Origin of the sequence: Blastococcus jejuensis, from assembly GCF_039534705.1 — a bacterium.
GTDB classification, from domain to species: domain Bacteria; phylum Actinomycetota; class Actinomycetes; order Mycobacteriales; family Geodermatophilaceae; genus Blastococcus_B; species Blastococcus_B jejuensis.
Window position 1 is genome coordinate 514,168 of record NZ_BAAAVV010000001.1, and the last position, 16,628, is coordinate 530,795.

A 16,628-nucleotide genomic window follows, 5' to 3' on the forward strand; every position below is an offset into this window, starting at 1 on the left:
GCCCCGTTCCGAGGCTCGCCCCGAGCCTGCGAGGGGTGAGGAGAACGGGGTCCTTGTTCAGCAGCTGACCGGGGCGACCGCGGCCTCGGTCGGCTCGGCCGGGGCGGGCTCCGCCGCCGGGCTCGGTGCCGCGGGCGGCGCCCCGATCTGCACGGGCACGACCGTCTCGTAGCCCGGGCCGAGGACGAGTTGCACGGTGTCGCCGATCGAGTCGCTGGCCTGCAGCACCGAGCCCGGCACGGACGCGGCCACGGTCTTCGCCGGCTCCAGCACGTTCGGCCCGTAGCGGACCACCGTCTGGTTCACCGTCCCCGACTCGTTTCCCACGTTCGCGACCGTGAACCCCTGGCCCCGCAGCGCCTCCGCGACGCTGGCGGCGAGACCGTCGGTGCCGGTGCCGTTGAGCACGTCGACGGTGATCTGGGCGGGTGCGACGGTCAGCGTGTCGGTCGTCGTGGCCGGATCGGCCGGCGCTTCGGGGGCCGGCGGCTGCTCGGCGGGCGCCTCCCCCGCCGCCGGGGCGGGCGTGTCCACGGCCCGGAACTGCTCGGGCACGCGGGTGTCGTCGATCACGGCGTCGAAGAGCGTGCGCGTGGCCCCGCCGTCGAGGATCACGTACGCCTCGTCGGTGCCGCTCGGGACGTACCCGACCTGGTCGACCGGCAGCGCCGCCCGCTGGACGGCGTCACCGGAGAGGTCGCCGAGCGAGACGGCCAGCACCCGCAGGTCGCCGAGGTTGGTCTGCTCGTCCACGGTCAGCGCGTCCGCGGCCCGGCTCAGGAACCGGGTGAGGGTGAGGGGATCGGCCAGCGTGCCCCAGGACATCGCCGCCCGCAGCGTCGACGTGAGCAGCCGCTGCGCCCGCTCGGCCACCGCCGCACCCGTCACGTCCGATCCGGTGTCGCCCGGCTGCAGGAAGCCGGCGGCCCCCACGCCCGACACCTCCGAGGAGCCCGGCGGCAGGGGCTCGGCCGCGGCGTCGGTCGCCGCGGTCGGGACGACGCACACGGGAACACCGCCCAGCGCGTCCACCATGCCGGGCAGTCGGGTGAGGTCCACGCCGAGGTAGTGGTCGATCCGCAGGCCGGACAGCTGCTGGACGGCCCGCACCATGCACGAGGGGCCACCGTCGAGCAGCGACGCCGCGAACGCCTCGGTGGTGGGGTCGCGGAGAGTGCCGTCGGGGGTCCGGCACATGGGGGTGTCGACCAGCGCCGTCGGCGGGACGCTCACCAGGACGGCGCGGTCGCCGTCGGCCGAGACGGAGGCGAGCAGGGTGGCCACCGAGGCGGCGCCGTCCTGGCCGGGGATGCCGGTGCCGACGACCAGGTACGTCTCGCTGCCGGCCTGCAGCGCGGGGGCCAGGACCTCGGGCCCGTCGGTGGCCAGCGCCTCGACCCGGTCGATCTTCTGGTCGACGTAGAAGTACAGCGCCAGGTGGTAGAGCACGACCAGCCCGATGACCGCCGACAGGGCGGTGACGACGCGGACCACTCGGCGACGGCGCGGGGTGGTCGGGGCGCGCTCCGGAGCCCGGTTCGGGAACCGCGTCCGCGGCCGACCGGCTGCGCCGGGCTCACGGGGGGCGATCCGGCCGGGGAGCGGCGGGATCGGACCGCTCGTCCGCGACGGACGGGCAGCGGGCTGCCAGGAGGCGGGCCCGGGGCCCGAGCCGGGGGGCGTACCCGGAGGCCGGGCGGCTCGGCCGGCCGACGCGGCGGGGACCGGGGGGAGCCCGCCCTGACGCGCGGCGGCGCCGGGCACCGGGGGCAGACCGCCCCGGACCCCCGGGGGTGGGTCCGACGCCGCGGGACGGCGCGGCTGGTCGACCGAGACCTGCGGGAACTCGCCGGTCCGGCGCGCCGCGCGCCGGCGGCCGACGGCGCTGCCGCCCTGGCGGGCGAGCAACTGCTCGACGGTCACGGGGGACGCGCCGGGCTGGTCGGCGCGGGCTCGGCGGGAGCCACCGGGGACGTCGCGGTCGCCCGCGTCGCCCCGCGTCGGCTGATCCCCCACCGCTGTCGACACCTTCTCGTCGTCGTCCGTGCCCGCGCCCCTCCGCGGGCCCGCATCGACCCACGATACGGGGGCGGAGCCGACCGCAGCGCCGGACGCGCGGACGGCCGGCCACCCGGCCGGGTGCAACCGGATAGTGGGCCACCCTGAACGGCCGTAGCGTGGGGCCGATGAGGCTCCCGTCGGTCCCCGGCCCCTCCGACCTGATCGCCGCGGTGGAGGGTGTGCGGGACGGGTTCGCCGACGCCCTCGCGCTGGTCCCCCGCGTGGCCGGCGCGGTCGGGCGCATGGAGGACCTGCTCGGACGGGTCGGCGCCCTGCTGACTCGCGTGGAGGGCATCGTCGACCGCGCCGACGCCGCGATCGATGCCGTCGACGGCACCCGGGAGCGGGCGGACGCGGCCATCGCGCAGGTCATGCGCACCAACGACACGGCCGACGCAGCCATCGAGGGCGTGGCGCGCACCCAGGCCCGGGCCGACGCGGCGATCGAAGGCGTCGCACGCACCCAGGCGAAGGCCGACGAGGCGATCGCGGGCGTCGCACGCACCCAGGCGAAGGCCGACGAGGCGATCGAGGCGGTCGGCCGCACGACCGCCCGCGCCGACGGCACCCTCGACACCGCCGACGGGCTGGTCGCGCGGGTCGCGCCGCTGGTCAGCGACTACGAGCCGGCGCTGGCCGCACTGGCGCCGTCGGTCCGGCGCCTGGCCGCCACGCTCGAGCCGCACGAGATCGAGGCGCTGGTCACGTTGATCGACCGGCTCCCCCAGCTGGTGACCCACCTGGACGAGGACATCCTGCCCGTCCTGGAGTCCCTGGGGAACGTGGGTCCCGACGTCCACGACCTGGTCGACACCGTGCAGGACCTGCGCCAGATCGTGAAGGGCTTCCCCGGCTCACGGCTGTTCCGCCGGCGGGGCGCTGAGGAGATCGCTCAGGAAGAGGCGAACGGGGAGACCGGCGCCGCCTCCTGAGCGCTCGGGCCCGTCACTCCGTCGGGTAGCCGAGCGCGCGGACGACGTCGCCGATCCGCTCGAAGTTCTCGGCGGCGGGCAGCCGCTCCAGCTCGGCGACGACGGCGTCCGGCGCGCGGTGATCCCGGGCTGCCTCGGCCAGGTCTGCGCCGCTGCTCGGGAAGTCGGCCCGGTCCAGCCAGCGGGCGAGCTCCGTCCGGACCACGACCGCGTCGGCGTCCGTGCCCACGGGCGTCCCGCCCACCAGCGTCCCGGCCGGGTCGGCATCGATCTCGGGCTCGCCCTCGGCGACCGGCTCGACCTCGCGCCACTCCTCGGCCCGCGTCGAGTGATCGCCCTTGAGCATCCCCTGCATCTCGTGCTCGAGCTGATCGTCGACCCGCGGGCTGTGCTTCGTGCCCCGCTGCGACGTTCCGGCGAACTCGCCTCCGGTCTCGCTCACGACGTCTCCTCGTCGTCATGGCCCGGCGGTACCGGGCCGGTCGATCCAGCTTCGGCTCCATCCGCGTACTGCCTGCCCCTCCCGGGCGGACGCCACACATCGACCGACCGGCGAGTCGGGTTCGGCCGGAATCACCCGTTCGGGACGCAGACCTCACTCTCAGGAGCCATGGCAGGGCGCCGATGATCACGTAGCGTCCTCGTCGACGGCGGAACACGGGCCTGGCCCGCGTTCCACGGGGGCCGCCGCTACTGAGCGTGAGCTCCCCGACCGTCCTCGATCGCCGGCCCGGTCGACTCCATTCCCCCGGGGTCGGCCGGGTCGGCCCGTATCCGGGGCCGCGCGGCCCGTACTTAGGCTCGCGATCGTGACCGCTCCCGATCTCCGCCCGGTCGACGTCCTCACCGTCGTGACCGTGGCCGACGTGACGCCGTCGGTCCGCCGGGTCGTCCTCGCCGGATCCGCCGATGCCGTCGCCGCCGCGGGGCCGACGGTGAACCTCCTGGTCCCGCGCGTCGGGGATCCCGACCCGCGGTGGCCGCAGGTCGCGCGCGACGGGCGCATCGTCTGGCCGACCGGCGCCCACGGGATCGCGCTGCGCAGCTACACGGCCCGCCGTCAGGACCCGGTCGCCGGCGAGGTGGAGATCGACTTCGTCCTGCACGGGGACGGTCCGGCCGCCGCCTGGGCGTCGGCCGCGGTGCCGGGCGCGAGGCTCGCGGTGGCCGGGGCGGGGACCCTCGGGGAGCGGCCCGCCGCGCAGCTCCTGCTGGTCGGCGACGAGACGGCGTTGCCGGCGATCACCCGGATCCTGGGCGAGGCCGACCCCGCGACCCGGGGGCTGGCGCTGGTCGAGGTCGCCGACGCCGCGGAGGAGCAGCCCGTGCCCGCCCCGCCCGGGGTCACGGTGCGCTGGCTGCACCGCGACGGCACACCGCCCGGCGCGAGCAGCCTGCTCGCCGACGCCGTGGCGGCGCTGGAACCGTTCGACGGACCGGAGGTCTTCGCCTGGGTCGGTGCGGAGTCCGCCGCGGTGCGCAGCATCCGGGCCGACCTGCGCAGCCGCTGGGGCCTCGGCCGGGCGCAGCACCACGCCATCGGCTACTGGCGCCTGGGCCGGGAGATGGGCCGGTAGACAGGCCGGGAGCCGGGACCCGCACAGGGTTCTCACAGGTAGCGTCCAGGAGCGCCCCAGTCGGGCACCGCAGTCTCGCCTCATGACGACGGCACCAGCCCGCACCCCCGGAGGAGCTGTGACCGGCAGTTCGCAGACCGCCCGCAGCACGCCCGAGGCCCGCCTGCTCGTCGTCGACGACGAGCCCAACATCCGCGAACTGCTCTCGGCCAGCCTCCGGTACGCCGGGTTCGAGGTCGCGACGGCGGCCGACGGTCAGCAGGCGCTGGCGCTGGCCGAGTCGTTCCGCCCGGACCTGCTCGTCCTGGACGTGATGATGCCGGGGCTCGACGGGTTCGGCGTCGTCCGTCGGATGCGGCAGTCCGGGCGGCACACCCCGGTCCTGTTCCTCACCGCACGCGACGCCCCGGAGGACAAGGTCTCGGGCCTCACCCTCGGCGGCGACGACTACGTGACCAAGCCGTTCAGCCTCGACGAGGTGCTGGCCCGCATCCGGGCGGTGCTCCGCCGCACGGCGGCCGCCGCCCGGCCCACCGAGGCCCCCCGGCTCTCCTTCGCCGACATCGAGCTGGACGAGGAGAGCCACGAGGTGCTGAAGGCCGGCACGCTCATCAGCCTGTCCCCCACCGAGTTCAAGCTGCTCCGGTATCTGATGGCCAACGCCGGGCGGGTGCTGTCGAAGGCGCAGATCCTCGACCACGTCTGGAACTACGACTTCAACGGCGAGGCCAACGTCGTGGAGTCCTACATCTCCTACCTGCGCCGCAAGATCGACACGACGGAGCCGCGCCTCCTGCACACCATCCGGGGGGTGGGGTACACCCTGCGGCTCCCCCGTGGGACGTGACGAGGACGCCCATCCCGACCACGCGCAGGGGCCTCGGCGCTCGGATCCCGCTGCGCATCACGCTGGTCGCCCTGCTGATGGCGCTGGTCACGGTGTCACTGGTGGCGATGGGCTTCGCCGCCGCGAAACTGCTCGGCGGGTACCTCCAGAGCCAGCAGGACGCCCGGCTGCTGGCCGCGGTCTACGAGGCCGGTCGTGATCCGCGGTTCCTCGAGGACTGCGTGCGCGACGACTACCGGCAGCTGCCGGGCTCGGACTACTACGCCTGCGTGGCCCCGGGCGACGACGAGGCGCGCGCGGTGCTCGGCCCGCCCGACCAGGGGCAGTCGATCCCCGACGCGGAGGAGATCGTCGAGCACGTGGCGGCCGACGGTCGGCCGGTCACGGTTCGCTCGGTCGACGGCCGCACGCAGTGGCGCGTCGTGGCCGCCAGCACAGCCGGCGGCTGGACGATCGTCGTCGGGGCCGACCTGGCGCGCGACGAGGACGCCATCCGCCGGCTGGTCGCCATCCAGGCCATCGTGGGGATCATCGTCCTGTCGGTCCTCGCCGGCGCGGGCTACGTCCTGGTCCGCAACAGCCTGCGCCCGCTGGCCGAGGTGGAGCGCACCGCCCGGGCCATCGCCGACGGGGACCTGTCCCAGCGGGTGCCGGCGGGCGACGACCGCACCGAGGTCGGCCGGCTCACGACGGCGCTGAACCGGATGCTGTCCCGGATCGAGCGCGCCTTCCGCGCCCAGCAGGCGTCCGAGGCGCAGGCCCGCACGTCGGAGGAGCGGATGCGCCGCTTCGTCGCCGACGCCAGCCACGAGCTCCGCACGCCGCTCACCTCGATCCGCGGCTTCGCCGAGCTCTACCGGCAGGGCGCGGTCTCCGGTGACCAGGACGTGCGCCGGCTGATGGAGCGGATCGAGAGCGAGGGCGGCCGCATGGGCCTGCTCGTCGAGGACCTGCTGCTGCTGGCCCGCATGGACCAGCAGCGGCCCCTGGCGATCGAACCGGTGGACCTCGCCGCCGTCGCCGGCGACGCCGTCCACGACGCGCGCGCCCTCCAGCCCGAGCGGCCGATCAGCCTGCACCTGGACGAATCGCTCACCGACGTCCCGGTGGTGCTCGGCGACGAGGGCCGGCTGCGGCAGGTCGTCGGCAACCTGGTGACCAACGCGTTGGTGCACACGCCGGCCCGCACCCGGATCACCGTCACGCTGGCGCAGGACGCCGACGACGCCGACGTGCTGGTGCTGCGGGTCGCCGACGAGGGCCCCGGCATGGACGCCGCCGACGCCGCTCGGGCGTTCGAGCGCTTCTACCGGGCCGACGCCTCCCGGACCCGCATCGCCGGGGGCACCGGGCTCGGGCTCTCGATCGTCGACTCGCTGGTCGCGGCGCACGGGGGCGAGGTGCGGCTGGACACCGCCCCGGGGCAGGGCACCGCGGTGACCGTCCGGCTCCCCCGCTCCGGGCCCCCCGCGGTCCCGCCCGGGACCGGCGACGACGGGACCGACGACAGGGCCGACGACGGGGCGGGCTGAGCCTCCTGTCACGATCCGCCGGTGACGACGGACGACCCGGTGACGACGAACGACGCAGTGACGGCCAACGAGGCCGCCCCCTTCGATGCTGAGCTGATGGCTGCGGTATCGGAGCTGGGCGGTGCGATGCGTGGCCTCGTCGACGCGTCGGTCTCGACGACGGTCGGAGCGCAGGAGCTGCTCGCCGTCGCCGAGACGGTGCGCGCCGCCACCGCACGGCTGGCTGTCTCCCGCCGGCCCGCCTCCCAGCTCCCGGCCCTCGACGACCCCATCGCCTTCCGCCGCGTCTACAGCCCGGTGACCGGCGTCGGCAGCGCGATCGCCCCACCGCTGGTGATCCGCCGCCACGGCGACGAGGTGGTCGCCGAGGTCCGGCTGGGGCTGGCCTACGAGGGACCGCCCAGCTACCTGCACGGCGGGATGAGCGCGCTGCTCATGGACCAGCTGCTCGGTGCGGCCGCGATCGCCGCCGGGCTCTGGGGCATGACGGCGCACCTCGAGCTGGACTACCGGGGGCCGGTGCCGCTGGACACACCGCTGCTGCTGCGCGCACGCGTCACCGAGAACGCGGGGCGCAAGTCGGTCATCGGGGGCACGATCGCCCTCGCCGAGGCGCCCGAGCGGGTCCTCGTCGAGGCGCGCGGCGTCTTCGTCACCCCGCGGCCGGACCAGGCGGAGGCGTACTTCGGCTCGATCACCGACGCCTCGGGGCAGCACCGCCCACCGGGCCGGCCGACCGACGCCACCGCCGTCCAGCGGGACTGAATCACCCGGCCGGATGTGACCGATGCCTTCCTCCGCCGTCGCGGGAGGGATGGACCAGCACCCCCCCACCGGGGGATGCTCGACCGGACGAACCGTTTCGCGGGGGACGGTCGGTGCGAGGCTGTACGGGTGTCGCGCGTCGATCCGCGACGCCATCGACCACAGCGCCCACCGACGCAGACCCCCTGCGGGGCACTGCACGACGAGGAATCCGGAGCCGCCGCGTGACGATCAACGATGTCGAGGTGGCCCGACGGGCGGCGCAGGCCGCCGCCGAGGTGCTGCTCGGGTTGCGGGCCTCCGGCGAGTTCAGCGGCCGCGAGCTCGGCGACGCCGGTGACGCGGCCGCCCAGCGGGCGATCCTCGCCTCGCTGACCGCGGACCGGCCGGACGACGTCGTCTTCAGCGAGGAGGCGGTCGACGACCCGCGCCGCCTGCGGGCCGACCGGGTCTGGATCGTCGACCCGCTCGACGGCACGCGCGAGTACGGCGAGGCCCCCCGGCACGACTGGGCCGTCCACGTGGCGCTCTGGGAGGGCGGCGACCTCACCGCCGCCGCCGTCGCGCTGCCCGGCCTCGACGAGATCCTGCTGACCGAGCCCGCACCGGAGCTCCCGCCCCGCGCCGACGGGCCGGTGCGGGTGGCCGTGAGCCGCAGCCGCCCGCCGGCCGAGGCCACCGCGGTCGCCGAGGCGCTCGGTGCCGAGCTCGTACCCTTGGGATCGGCGGGGTACAAGACCGTCGCCGTCGCCCGGGGCGAGGTCGACGCCTACGTGCACTCCGGCGGTCAGTACCAGTGGGACTCCGCGGCCCCGGTGGCCATCGCCCGCGCGGCGGGACTGACCACGTGCCGGCTGGACGGGTCGCCGCTGGTGTACAACGCCCCCGACCCGTGGCTGCCCGACCTGATCGTGTGCCGGCCCGAACTGGCCGACCGCATCCTCGCCGCCGTCAGCTCTACGAACTCGGAGATCATCGCGTGACAACCCCCGACTACCGGCTCAGCCAGCTGGAGACGCTGGAGGCCGAGTCCATCCACGTCATCCGCGAGGTCGTCGCCGAGCTCGAGCGGCCCGTGCTGCTCTTCTCCGGCGGCAAGGACTCGATCGTGATGCTGGAGCTGGCCCGCAAGGCGTTCGCGCCGGCGCGCATCCCGTTCCCGGTCATGCACGTCGACACCGGCCTGAACTTCCCCGACGTGCTCGCGTTCCGCGACCGCCGCGTCGGCGAGCTCGGCGTGCACCTCGTCGTCGCGTCGGTGCCCGAGGCGATCGCCCAGGGGCTGGTCAAGGAGGAGCCGAACGGCTCCCGCAACCGGATCCAGACGCCGGTGCTGCTCGACGCCGTCGAGAAGCACGGGTTCACCGCCCTGTTCGGCGGCGCCCGGCGCGACGAGGACAAGGCGCGGGCCAAGGAGCGCATGTTCTCCTTCCGCGACGAGTTCGGCCAGTGGGACCCGAAGAACCAGCGCCCCGAGCTGTGGGACCTCTACAACGGCCGGATCCACCTCGGCGAGTCGATCCGGATCTTCCCGCTGTCGAACTGGACCGAGCTCGACATCTGGCAGTACATCGCCCGCGAGCAGGTGGCGATCCCCTCGCTGTACTTCGCCCAGGAGCGCGACGTCGTCGAGCGCCAGGGGATGCTCTACGAGGTCAACGAGTTCATCCACGCCCGCGAGGGCGAGGAGGTCCGCCGCGAGATGGTCCGCTACCGCACCGTCGGCGACGCGAACCTGACCGCCGCCGTGCGGTCGCACGCGACCACCGTCGAGGAGGTCATCGCCGAGATCGCGGTGACCCGCATGACCGAGCGCGGCGCCACCCGCGGCGACGACAAGGTCAGCGACGCCGCGATGGAGGACCGCAAGAAGGAGGGCTACTTCTAGCCCCCGTTTCCGTCACAGGAAGGGCGTCCCGGCTTCCCGGGGCGCCCTTCCTGCTGTCCGGTCCCTACCGGCGCGCCAGGACCGTCGTCGAGGACGGCAGGTAGGCCGCGTCCCCGGCGTAGGAGACGGTCACCTGCGTGCCCCTCCCGCCGAGGTACCTCGGGGGGACGGCGAACGTCGCGACGCCCGCCGCGTCGGTCTGGGCCGACCCGATCTCGACCAGCTGCGTCCGCCCCTTCACCTTCTGCTCGAGGGAGAAGGTGATCGTCTCCCCGGCGATGCCGGCGCCGTCGTCCTCGCGGAGGGTGGCGGTGATCCGGCCGGCGCCGTAGGTGGCGGTGAGCACCGTGTCCTCCCGGCTGACCGGGATGCTGCGGCTGTCGCTGGAGGCGCCATAGGTCGCCTCTCCGGCGAAGTGCGCGGAGAGCGACTGCAGGCCCTGCGGGCCCGCGGGGACCAACGACGCGCTCGCGATCCCCGAGGCGTCGGTCGTGCCCGACCCGGTGACCGAACCGAGCGAGAACTCGACCGTCCGGCCCGGGAGCGGCGTGCCCTCGGAGTCGACCAGCGTCGCCGACACGGTGACCGCGTCGGTGATCCGGGCGCCCGTCGGCGTCGCCGCCAGGGTCAGGTCAGTGGCGTCGGAGACGGTGATCTCCGCGGTGTCGGTCGCCGTCCCGTCCCGCCCGTCGGACCACGTGACGGTCACCGCGGCCGTGCCGACCGGGCGGGTGGCCGTGACCGACACCGTGGCCTCGCCGGTCGCGTCGGTGACGCCGTGGTAGGTCTCCGCCGTCCCGTCTCCGTCGGCGTCGAAAGCGAACGTGACGGTCTGACCGGCGATGCCGTTCCCGCCGCCGGCCAGCGTGGCCGAGAGCATGCCTGCGACGTTGCGGCTGAGCGTGACCTCGTCGGCCGTGAGCGACACGTCGTCGATCACGTCACCGATGCCGTCGTGATCGCTGTCGGCCTGGTCCGGGTTCGGCACGGTCGGCGCGTTGTCGAAGCTGCGGGCCAGCGCCACCTCGCCCATCGTCATGGCCACGCCGCCGGGGTAGTTGCGGACGAAGTCGAGCATCTGCAGCCAGGCCTCCCACCGGGGGGCGTACACGGTGTTGTTCTCCCGGTTCGACCCGCCGTTGCAGGTGCCGAGGCGGTCGTCGTTCTGGCACGGCCGGCCGCTCCACTCCACCTCCTCGATCAGCCAGGTGGTCAGGCCGCCGTCGTCGGTGTTCGCCTGCAGGTACTGCTCGTAGGCGGCCCTGTCGTAGTCGTCGCCGGTGGTGTCCGGCGGGTCCAGCTCGAGGTCCGCGGACGCGTGGAAGAGCCCGAACTGGTCGAAGCCCTCGTGGTGGCTGCCCTCGGGCGTGAAGATGCTGCTGTTCTCCTCGAAGACGCTGGAGGAGTGCGCCCGGAAGCCGAGCATCGAGAGGGCCTCGCGCGCTGCGGTGTCGTCGGCGTTGAACGGCGGCGCGTAGCTGATCAGCGGGTTGGCCGAGCTCGACCAGTCGATCGCCGGGGAGCTCGCCGTGGCGCCGGACTGCGCCACCCAGGGGTTGCCGTAGTCGCCGAGCAGGGTGTCGCGGCCGACGGCCAGCAGCTCCAGGTTCTCGGCGAGCGTCAGCCCGCAGGTCTCGCAGGAGTAGAACCAGCGGTCCTCGAGGTCGGCCCAGTCGCTGACGGGCACGTTGTTCACGTGGTAGGTCGCGTGCAGGCCCAGCTCGAACAGCGGGTTGTCGTTGCGGTCGTTGATCCAGTCGACGACCGGCACGTCGGTCCAGAGCTGCTTGGGGATCGTGATCAGCGTGACCGGCACACCCATGCCGCCGGCGAGGGTGGGCGGCTGGCTCGGGTCCGCGCCGCACGGCTCGTACGCACCGTCGTCGGGCTGGTAGTTCTCCCAGCACTTCGTCGCCCACTCCTCGGGCGTCAGCGTCGCCGCGTCGGTCAGGATCTGGGTGAACTCGTTCTGGAAGAGCCGGCCGAGCGCGTCGATCCGGATGACGAAGTGCGTGTCGCCCTCGCTCCACTTCGCCGCAGCCGCGCGCGCCGCCTCGTACAGCGGGTCCCCAGGGGCGGGACCGTCGGGCACCCCGTCGCCGTCGGTGTCGGTGTCGGCCAGCGGGTCGCAGGCGTCGCCCCGACCGTCGGCGTCGCCGTCGGCCTGGCCGGGGTTGGCCGCGTAGGCGCAGTTGTCGCCCGCGTCGCCGACGCCGTCGTTGTCGTCGTCGGGGTCGACCGCGTCACCCAGCCGCTGCCAGGTCGCCTCGTTCTCGGGGTCCCCGAGCACGGTGTCGAAGTCGTTGTCGAGCTGGTCGAGGTAGTTGACCGAGCCGTCGGTGTTCATGTCGATCCGCGGGGCGTTGGCCACGCCCGGCGCGTTGTCGACGTAGTCGGAGATGCCGTCGCCGTCGGTGTCGCGGGGGGCGAGCTGCCGCAGCAGCTTGACCTGCCCCTCGTAGACCGCGCCGACCAGGTCGGTGGCGCCGTCACCGTTCACGTCGGCTGCCTGCAGGCCGCGGGTCATCGTGCCGAGGTCGGCGATCGGCCCGAACCCGGTGTGGGCCGTGCCGTCGCTGACGTCGAGCAGCACGGCGCCGTCGTTCGCGACACCCGATGCCGGCGTCTGCGCGCCGGAGTGCAGGCCGACGAACAGATCGGCCCGGCCGTCGCCGTTGACGTCGGCCGACGCCAGGGACGGCGTGTAGCCCACGGCGGGGCGGTAGCTGTCGTGCCGCAGGTAGACGTTCGGCCGGGTCTCCAGGCCCGGGATGTTGCCCGGCACGACCGTGAAGGCGCCGGCGCCGTCGTTGCGGTACAGGTAGACGTAGAGCGCGCGGTCGCCCACCCACAGGTCGGTGTCCCCGTCGCCGTCGGCGTCACCGGTCGCCAGGCCCCACGGGCTGTTCTGCGTGGAGATGGCCGGGAAGTAGGTGCCCGACGTGTCCAGCGTCTCGACGGCGACGGTGCCACCACCGTTGCGCAGGACCTTGACGGTCCCGGTCGTCCCGTTCGCCTCGCCCGCCACCACGTCGGTGTCGCCGTCGCCGTCGATGTCGGTCGCGGCGAGGCTGCCGGCGTCGGTCCCGATGTCGGCCAGCAGCGTGCCGGCGTTGTGCCGCACGCCGCTGACGAAGTACGCCGTCTCGTCGAAGGTGCCGTCGCCGTTGCCGTACCAGACGCGCACGTCGCCGTCGTTGACCGTCGTGTCGACGACGCATCCCGTGCCGGGCACCGAGCACCCGCTGGACACGGCGCTGGCTCCCCAGACGACGTCGAGGTTGCCGTCGCCGTCGACGTCGGCCGGCGCGAACGCCCATGCGTTGAAGAACGCCTGCTTCCAGGCGAAGGCCACCGGTGCAGCGAAGGTGCCGTCGCCGTTGCCCCGCGCCAGGGCCACGTTGCCGGTCGTCCGGCCGATCACCAGGTCGACGTCGCCGTCCTCGTCGAAGTCGCCGGCGGCCACGCCGAACGGGCGCGCGCTGGCGCCGAAGTCGGCGACGGTCGCGGGGGCCGCGAAGAACGGGTCGTAGGGCCCCTCGGCCGCCGCCGCGGGGACGGCCAGCGCCGTCGCGACGAGGAACGTCGCGGGCAGCAGCGCGAGGACGGAACGGACCGACCGCTTCATGGGGCACGCCTCTCGTGGTCTCCCACGCGGTGGCGCGACACCACCCTGTGCGGTGCCCCCGCGGGACCGGCGCGGATCCTGTCAGCGCACGGGCCCCGCGGGAAGTAGTCCCGCTCCGCGGATGTGCTGACCATCACGCGCGGCCCCGCGACGTCCGCTGCGGGACGTCGGCCGGTAGCTTGACCAGCTTCATCGGCCTCGAGGCGACCCTCCTCGGTGCCGCGTCGCCCTCCGAAGGGGTGAGGACCGGCTGGAGGCGGGGACGCTGTCAGGGATGATGGCTCCCGTGGCGAGTCCGGCACGGCGCGAGGTGCGCGCATGCCGGGGCATCCCCGCGGGTGGCCGCACCGTCCGGCGATCCCTGGCCGCCTGCGGACACGAGAAGGAGAACACCCCCTGATGGCTCCGGTCGAAGACGCTGTCGACATCCGTTCCGCCGCCGCCGAGGCGGCCGCCGAACTCGCCGCCGTGCGCAAGGACATCCTCCGGATCGCGACCGCCGGCTCGGTCGACGACGGCAAGAGCACCCTCATCGGCCGCCTGCTCTACGACAGCAAGGCGATCTTCGAGGACCAGTACGAGGCGGTGGAGCGGGCCAGCGCGGGCGGCGACTACGTCAACCTGGCGCTGCTGACCGACGGTCTGCGCGCCGAGCGCGAGCAGGGCATCACCATCGACGTCGCCTACCGGTACTTCTCGACGCCGCGGCGCACATTCATCATGGCCGACACCCCGGGCCACGTGCAGTACACGCGGAACATGGTCACCGGAGCCTCGACCGCCGACCTGGCGATCGTGCTCGTCGACGCCCGCAAGGGCATGGTGGAGCAGAGCCGCCGGCACGCGTTCCTCGCGTCGCTGCTGCGGGTGCCGCACCTGGTGGTCGCGGTCAACAAGATGGACCTCGTCGACTGGTCCGAGCAGACCTACGAGTCGATCCGCGACGAGTTCACCTCGTTCGCCGCGAAGCTGAACGTCCCCGACCTGACCGTCGTCCCCATCTCGGCGCTGCACGGCGACAACGTGGTCAGCCGGTCGGCGAACTCGCCCTGGTACGACGGCTCGTCGCTGCTGCACCACCTCGAGCACGTGCACGTGGCCAGCGACCGGAACCTGGTCGACACCCGGTTCCCGGTGCAGTTCGTGATCCGCCCGCAGTCCGACGCGTACCACGACTACCGCGGCTACGCGGGCACCGTGGCCAGCGGCGTGCTGCGGCCCGGCGACGAGGTGCAGGTCCTGCCGAGCGGCCTGACGACGACGATCGCCGCGATCGACGGCCCCCGCGGCCCGGTCGACGAGGCCTTCGCGCCGATGTCGGTCACCGTCCGGCTCACCGACGACCTCGACGTCTCCCGCGGCGACACCATCTGCCGGCCGGCGAACGCACCGCAGGTCACGCAGGACCTCGACGCGATGGTCTGCTGGATGACCGACGAGCCGCTGCGTCCGCGCCAGCGGATCGCGGTGAAGCACACGACCCGCACGGTGCGCGCGGTGGTCAAGGAGCTGCAGTACCGGCTCGACGTGAACACCCTGCACCGCGACCTGGGCGCCGGGGAACTCGGGCTCAACGACATCGGCCGGGTCCGCCTGCGGACCACCCAGCCGCTGTTCACCGACGACTACGCGCGCAACCGGGTCACCGGCCGGTTCATCCTGATCGACGAGGCGACCAACCGGACGGTCGGCGCCGGGATGCTCACCCCCGCCGGCGGCTGAGAGGACCCCCTTCTCCCCACCCCTCGCACACTCGGGGCGGTACCCGGAAAGGGGGCCTTCAGCGGAGCGTCACCGGCAGGCGCTCGAACCCGCGCAGGGTCTGCAGGTCGCGCCGAACGGGGGTGCCGCTGACCCGCAGTCGCGGGAACCGCTCGGCCAGCGCCTGCAGGCCGACCACCGCCTCCAGCCGGGCCAGCCCGGCGCCGACGCAGTAGTGGATGCCGCCCGAGAAGGCCAGATGGTCACGGGCGTTGGCCCGCTGCACGTCGAAGCGGTCCGGCTCGGCGAAGACGGCGGGGTCACGGTTGGCGGCCCCCAGGAGCAGCGTCACCCGCGTGCCGGCCGGCACGGCGCGCCCGGCGAGGGAGACGTCGGCGCGGGCGGTGCGCCCGGTGAGCTGCACGGGGCTGTCCAGCCGCAGGACCTCCTCCACGGCGCCCGGCCAGCCCGCCGGATCGGCGAGCAGGCCCTCCCACTGGTCGCGGTGGGCGTCGAGCAGCACGACGGCGTTGCCCAGCAGGTTGACCGTCGTCTCGAACCCGGCCCCGAGCAGCAGCATCACCGTGGCGTGCAGTTCCCGTTCGGTGAGCGCCTCGTCCTCGGGCAGGGTCACCAGCCGGCTGACGAGGTCCTCCCCCGGCTCCCGGCGCAGCCGCTCGAAGTGGCCGCGCAGGAAGGCGTGCATGGCCCGCAATCCCCGCTCGGCCGAGAGGTACCGGCGCAGCGGTAGACCGGGGTCCAGGGTCGCGGCCGCGGCGGCGCCCCAGCGCAGGAAGTCCTCGCGCCGCTCGGTCGGCACCCCCAGCAGGTCGGCGATCACGAGCACCGGCAGCTGCGCGGCGTAGGCCGCCACGAGATCGGTCGTGTCCCGGGCGGGTTCGAGCGCGTCGAGCAGGTCCTCGGCGATCCGCCGCACCATCGGCTCCGACGCAGCCGTCGCGCGCGGGGTGAAGGCGCGGCTGACGAGCCGGCGGAACCGGGTGTGGTCGGGCGGGTCGACCACGAGCATGGAGGGCGGCTCGGCGACACCCGTGGCGTCGAGCTCGTCGCCGAACCGGAGCGCCCAGCGCACCCACCCGGGCGCCACGGACCGGTCCCAGGCGACGCCGAAGGACTCCGAGCGGAGGACCTCCTGCGCGACCGCGTGCGAGGTCGTCACCAGACCCAGGCTGGTCGGGACCAGCGGCCCCTGCTCGCGCAGGCGCTCGTGCACCGCCCAGGGCTCGTCGCGGACGGACGGGTCGCGCAGCAGCCGGGCGACGAGGTCGCCCCGACGAGCGGCCCGGTCCAGGAACACCGCCGGCAGGGCGTGGCGGACGCCCCACCGGACGGCGGTCCGCGCGGGCCGCTGGACGACGGCCGCGAGGCGACCGCGGCCGACGGAAGGGGCCGTGCGGGGGGCCTCGACGGTCGTCTGCACGGGAGCAGTCTCGCAGCGCGCCCCCCGCGTCGTCCTAGTTCTCGGGAGCGGGCGCGGAGCCCGGGTCGCCGTCCCAGTCCTTGCCGGCGACGTCGGCGTTCTCCGAGGCGCTGTCGGTCTGCTCGGCGACGGTCTCGACCATGTCCTCGTCGGACATGCCCTCACCGGCGGCCTGGGTCCCCTGGTTCGGCTCGCTCATCGTGTCGTCCTCCCGCTCGCTGGTGTGCCTCGACGTCCGGGCACCGCGTCGGAGAGC

Annotated in this window: 13 protein-coding genes; 8 read left to right on the forward strand and 5 right to left on the reverse strand. The window is 74.2% G+C overall.

The features are described from left to right. Positions 1–57: 57 nt before the first annotated feature. The gene (locus ABD644_RS02530; RefSeq protein WP_344686923.1) at positions 58–2,016 is read right to left on the reverse strand and encodes an LCP family protein; all 1,959 of its coding nucleotides are present in this window, start codon (positions 2,014–2,016) and stop codon (positions 58–60) included. A 170-nt stretch (positions 2,017–2,186) separates the two neighbouring features. Here ABD644_RS02530 and ABD644_RS02535 point away from each other — a divergent pair, with 170 nt between their 5' ends. After that, a complete protein-coding gene (locus tag ABD644_RS02535) occupies positions 2,187–2,993 on the forward strand; it encodes a hypothetical protein (protein ID WP_344686924.1) in 807 nt (268 codons plus the stop codon). Between the two features lie 13 nt (positions 2,994–3,006). On the opposite strand, the gene ABD644_RS02540 is transcribed toward ABD644_RS02535, so the two are convergent. Then, the gene (locus tag ABD644_RS02540) at positions 3,007–3,435 is read right to left on the reverse strand and encodes a DUF2795 domain-containing protein (RefSeq protein WP_344686925.1); all 429 of its coding nucleotides are present in this window, start codon (positions 3,433–3,435) and stop codon (positions 3,007–3,009) included. A 367-nt stretch (positions 3,436–3,802) separates the two neighbouring features. Here ABD644_RS02540 and ABD644_RS02545 point away from each other — a divergent pair, with 367 nt between their 5' ends. The 6 genes from ABD644_RS02545 to cysD all read left to right on the forward strand — a co-directional run bounded on the left by ABD644_RS02545 (position 3,803) and on the right by cysD (position 9,602). Further along, the gene (locus tag ABD644_RS02545) at positions 3,803–4,570 is read left to right on the forward strand and encodes a siderophore-interacting protein (protein ID WP_344686926.1); all 768 of its coding nucleotides are present in this window, start codon (positions 3,803–3,805) and stop codon (positions 4,568–4,570) included. 118 nt (positions 4,571–4,688) lie between these two features. After that, complete coding sequence (locus ABD644_RS02550) at positions 4,689–5,417, forward strand: response regulator transcription factor (protein ID WP_344686927.1); 729 nt, start codon at positions 4,689–4,691, stop codon at positions 5,415–5,417. Then, positions 5,414–6,949 carry a sensor histidine kinase gene (locus ABD644_RS02555; protein WP_344686928.1) on the forward strand — a complete coding sequence of 512 codons (1,536 nt, stop codon included), beginning with the start codon at positions 5,414–5,416 and terminating at the stop codon, positions 6,947–6,949. Before ABD644_RS02550 ends, ABD644_RS02555 begins: the two co-directional genes overlap by 4 nt. A gap of 21 nt (positions 6,950–6,970) precedes the next feature. After that, positions 6,971–7,714 carry a PaaI family thioesterase gene (locus tag ABD644_RS02560; protein ID WP_344686929.1) on the forward strand — a complete coding sequence of 248 codons (744 nt, stop codon included), beginning with the start codon at positions 6,971–6,973 and terminating at the stop codon, positions 7,712–7,714. A gap of 224 nt (positions 7,715–7,938) precedes the next feature. After that, entirely contained in the window at positions 7,939–8,697 is a 759-nt protein-coding gene (locus tag ABD644_RS02565; protein WP_344686930.1) for a 3'(2'),5'-bisphosphate nucleotidase CysQ, read from the forward strand. Then, the gene (gene cysD, locus ABD644_RS02570) at positions 8,694–9,602 is read left to right on the forward strand and encodes a sulfate adenylyltransferase subunit CysD (RefSeq protein ID WP_344686932.1); all 909 of its coding nucleotides are present in this window, start codon (positions 8,694–8,696) and stop codon (positions 9,600–9,602) included. Before ABD644_RS02565 ends, cysD begins: the two co-directional genes overlap by 4 nt. 64 nt (positions 9,603–9,666) lie before the next feature. Here the strand turns inward: cysD and ABD644_RS02575 are convergent, their stop codons facing one another. After that, entirely contained in the window at positions 9,667–13,230 is a 3,564-nt protein-coding gene (locus ABD644_RS02575) for an FG-GAP-like repeat-containing protein (protein ID WP_344686934.1), read from the reverse strand. A 399-nt stretch (positions 13,231–13,629) separates the two neighbouring features. Between ABD644_RS02575 and ABD644_RS02580 the strand changes: the two genes are divergently transcribed. Next, the gene (locus tag ABD644_RS02580; protein WP_344686935.1) at positions 13,630–14,952 is read left to right on the forward strand and encodes a sulfate adenylyltransferase subunit 1; all 1,323 of its coding nucleotides are present in this window, start codon (positions 13,630–13,632) and stop codon (positions 14,950–14,952) included. Between the two features lie 58 nt (positions 14,953–15,010). On the opposite strand, the gene ABD644_RS02585 is transcribed toward ABD644_RS02580, so the two are convergent. Together ABD644_RS02585 and ABD644_RS02590 are read right to left on the reverse strand one after the other, a co-directional pair. Beyond that, positions 15,011–16,372: a cytochrome P450 gene (locus tag ABD644_RS02585; protein WP_344686936.1), complete on the reverse strand. Its 1,362-nt coding sequence runs from the start codon at positions 16,370–16,372 to the stop codon at positions 15,011–15,013. Positions 16,373–16,406: 34 nt separating this feature from the next. Next, a complete protein-coding gene (locus ABD644_RS02590) occupies positions 16,407–16,571 on the reverse strand; it encodes a hypothetical protein (RefSeq protein WP_344686937.1) in 165 nt (54 codons plus the stop codon). Positions 16,572–16,628 lie beyond the last annotated feature (57 nt).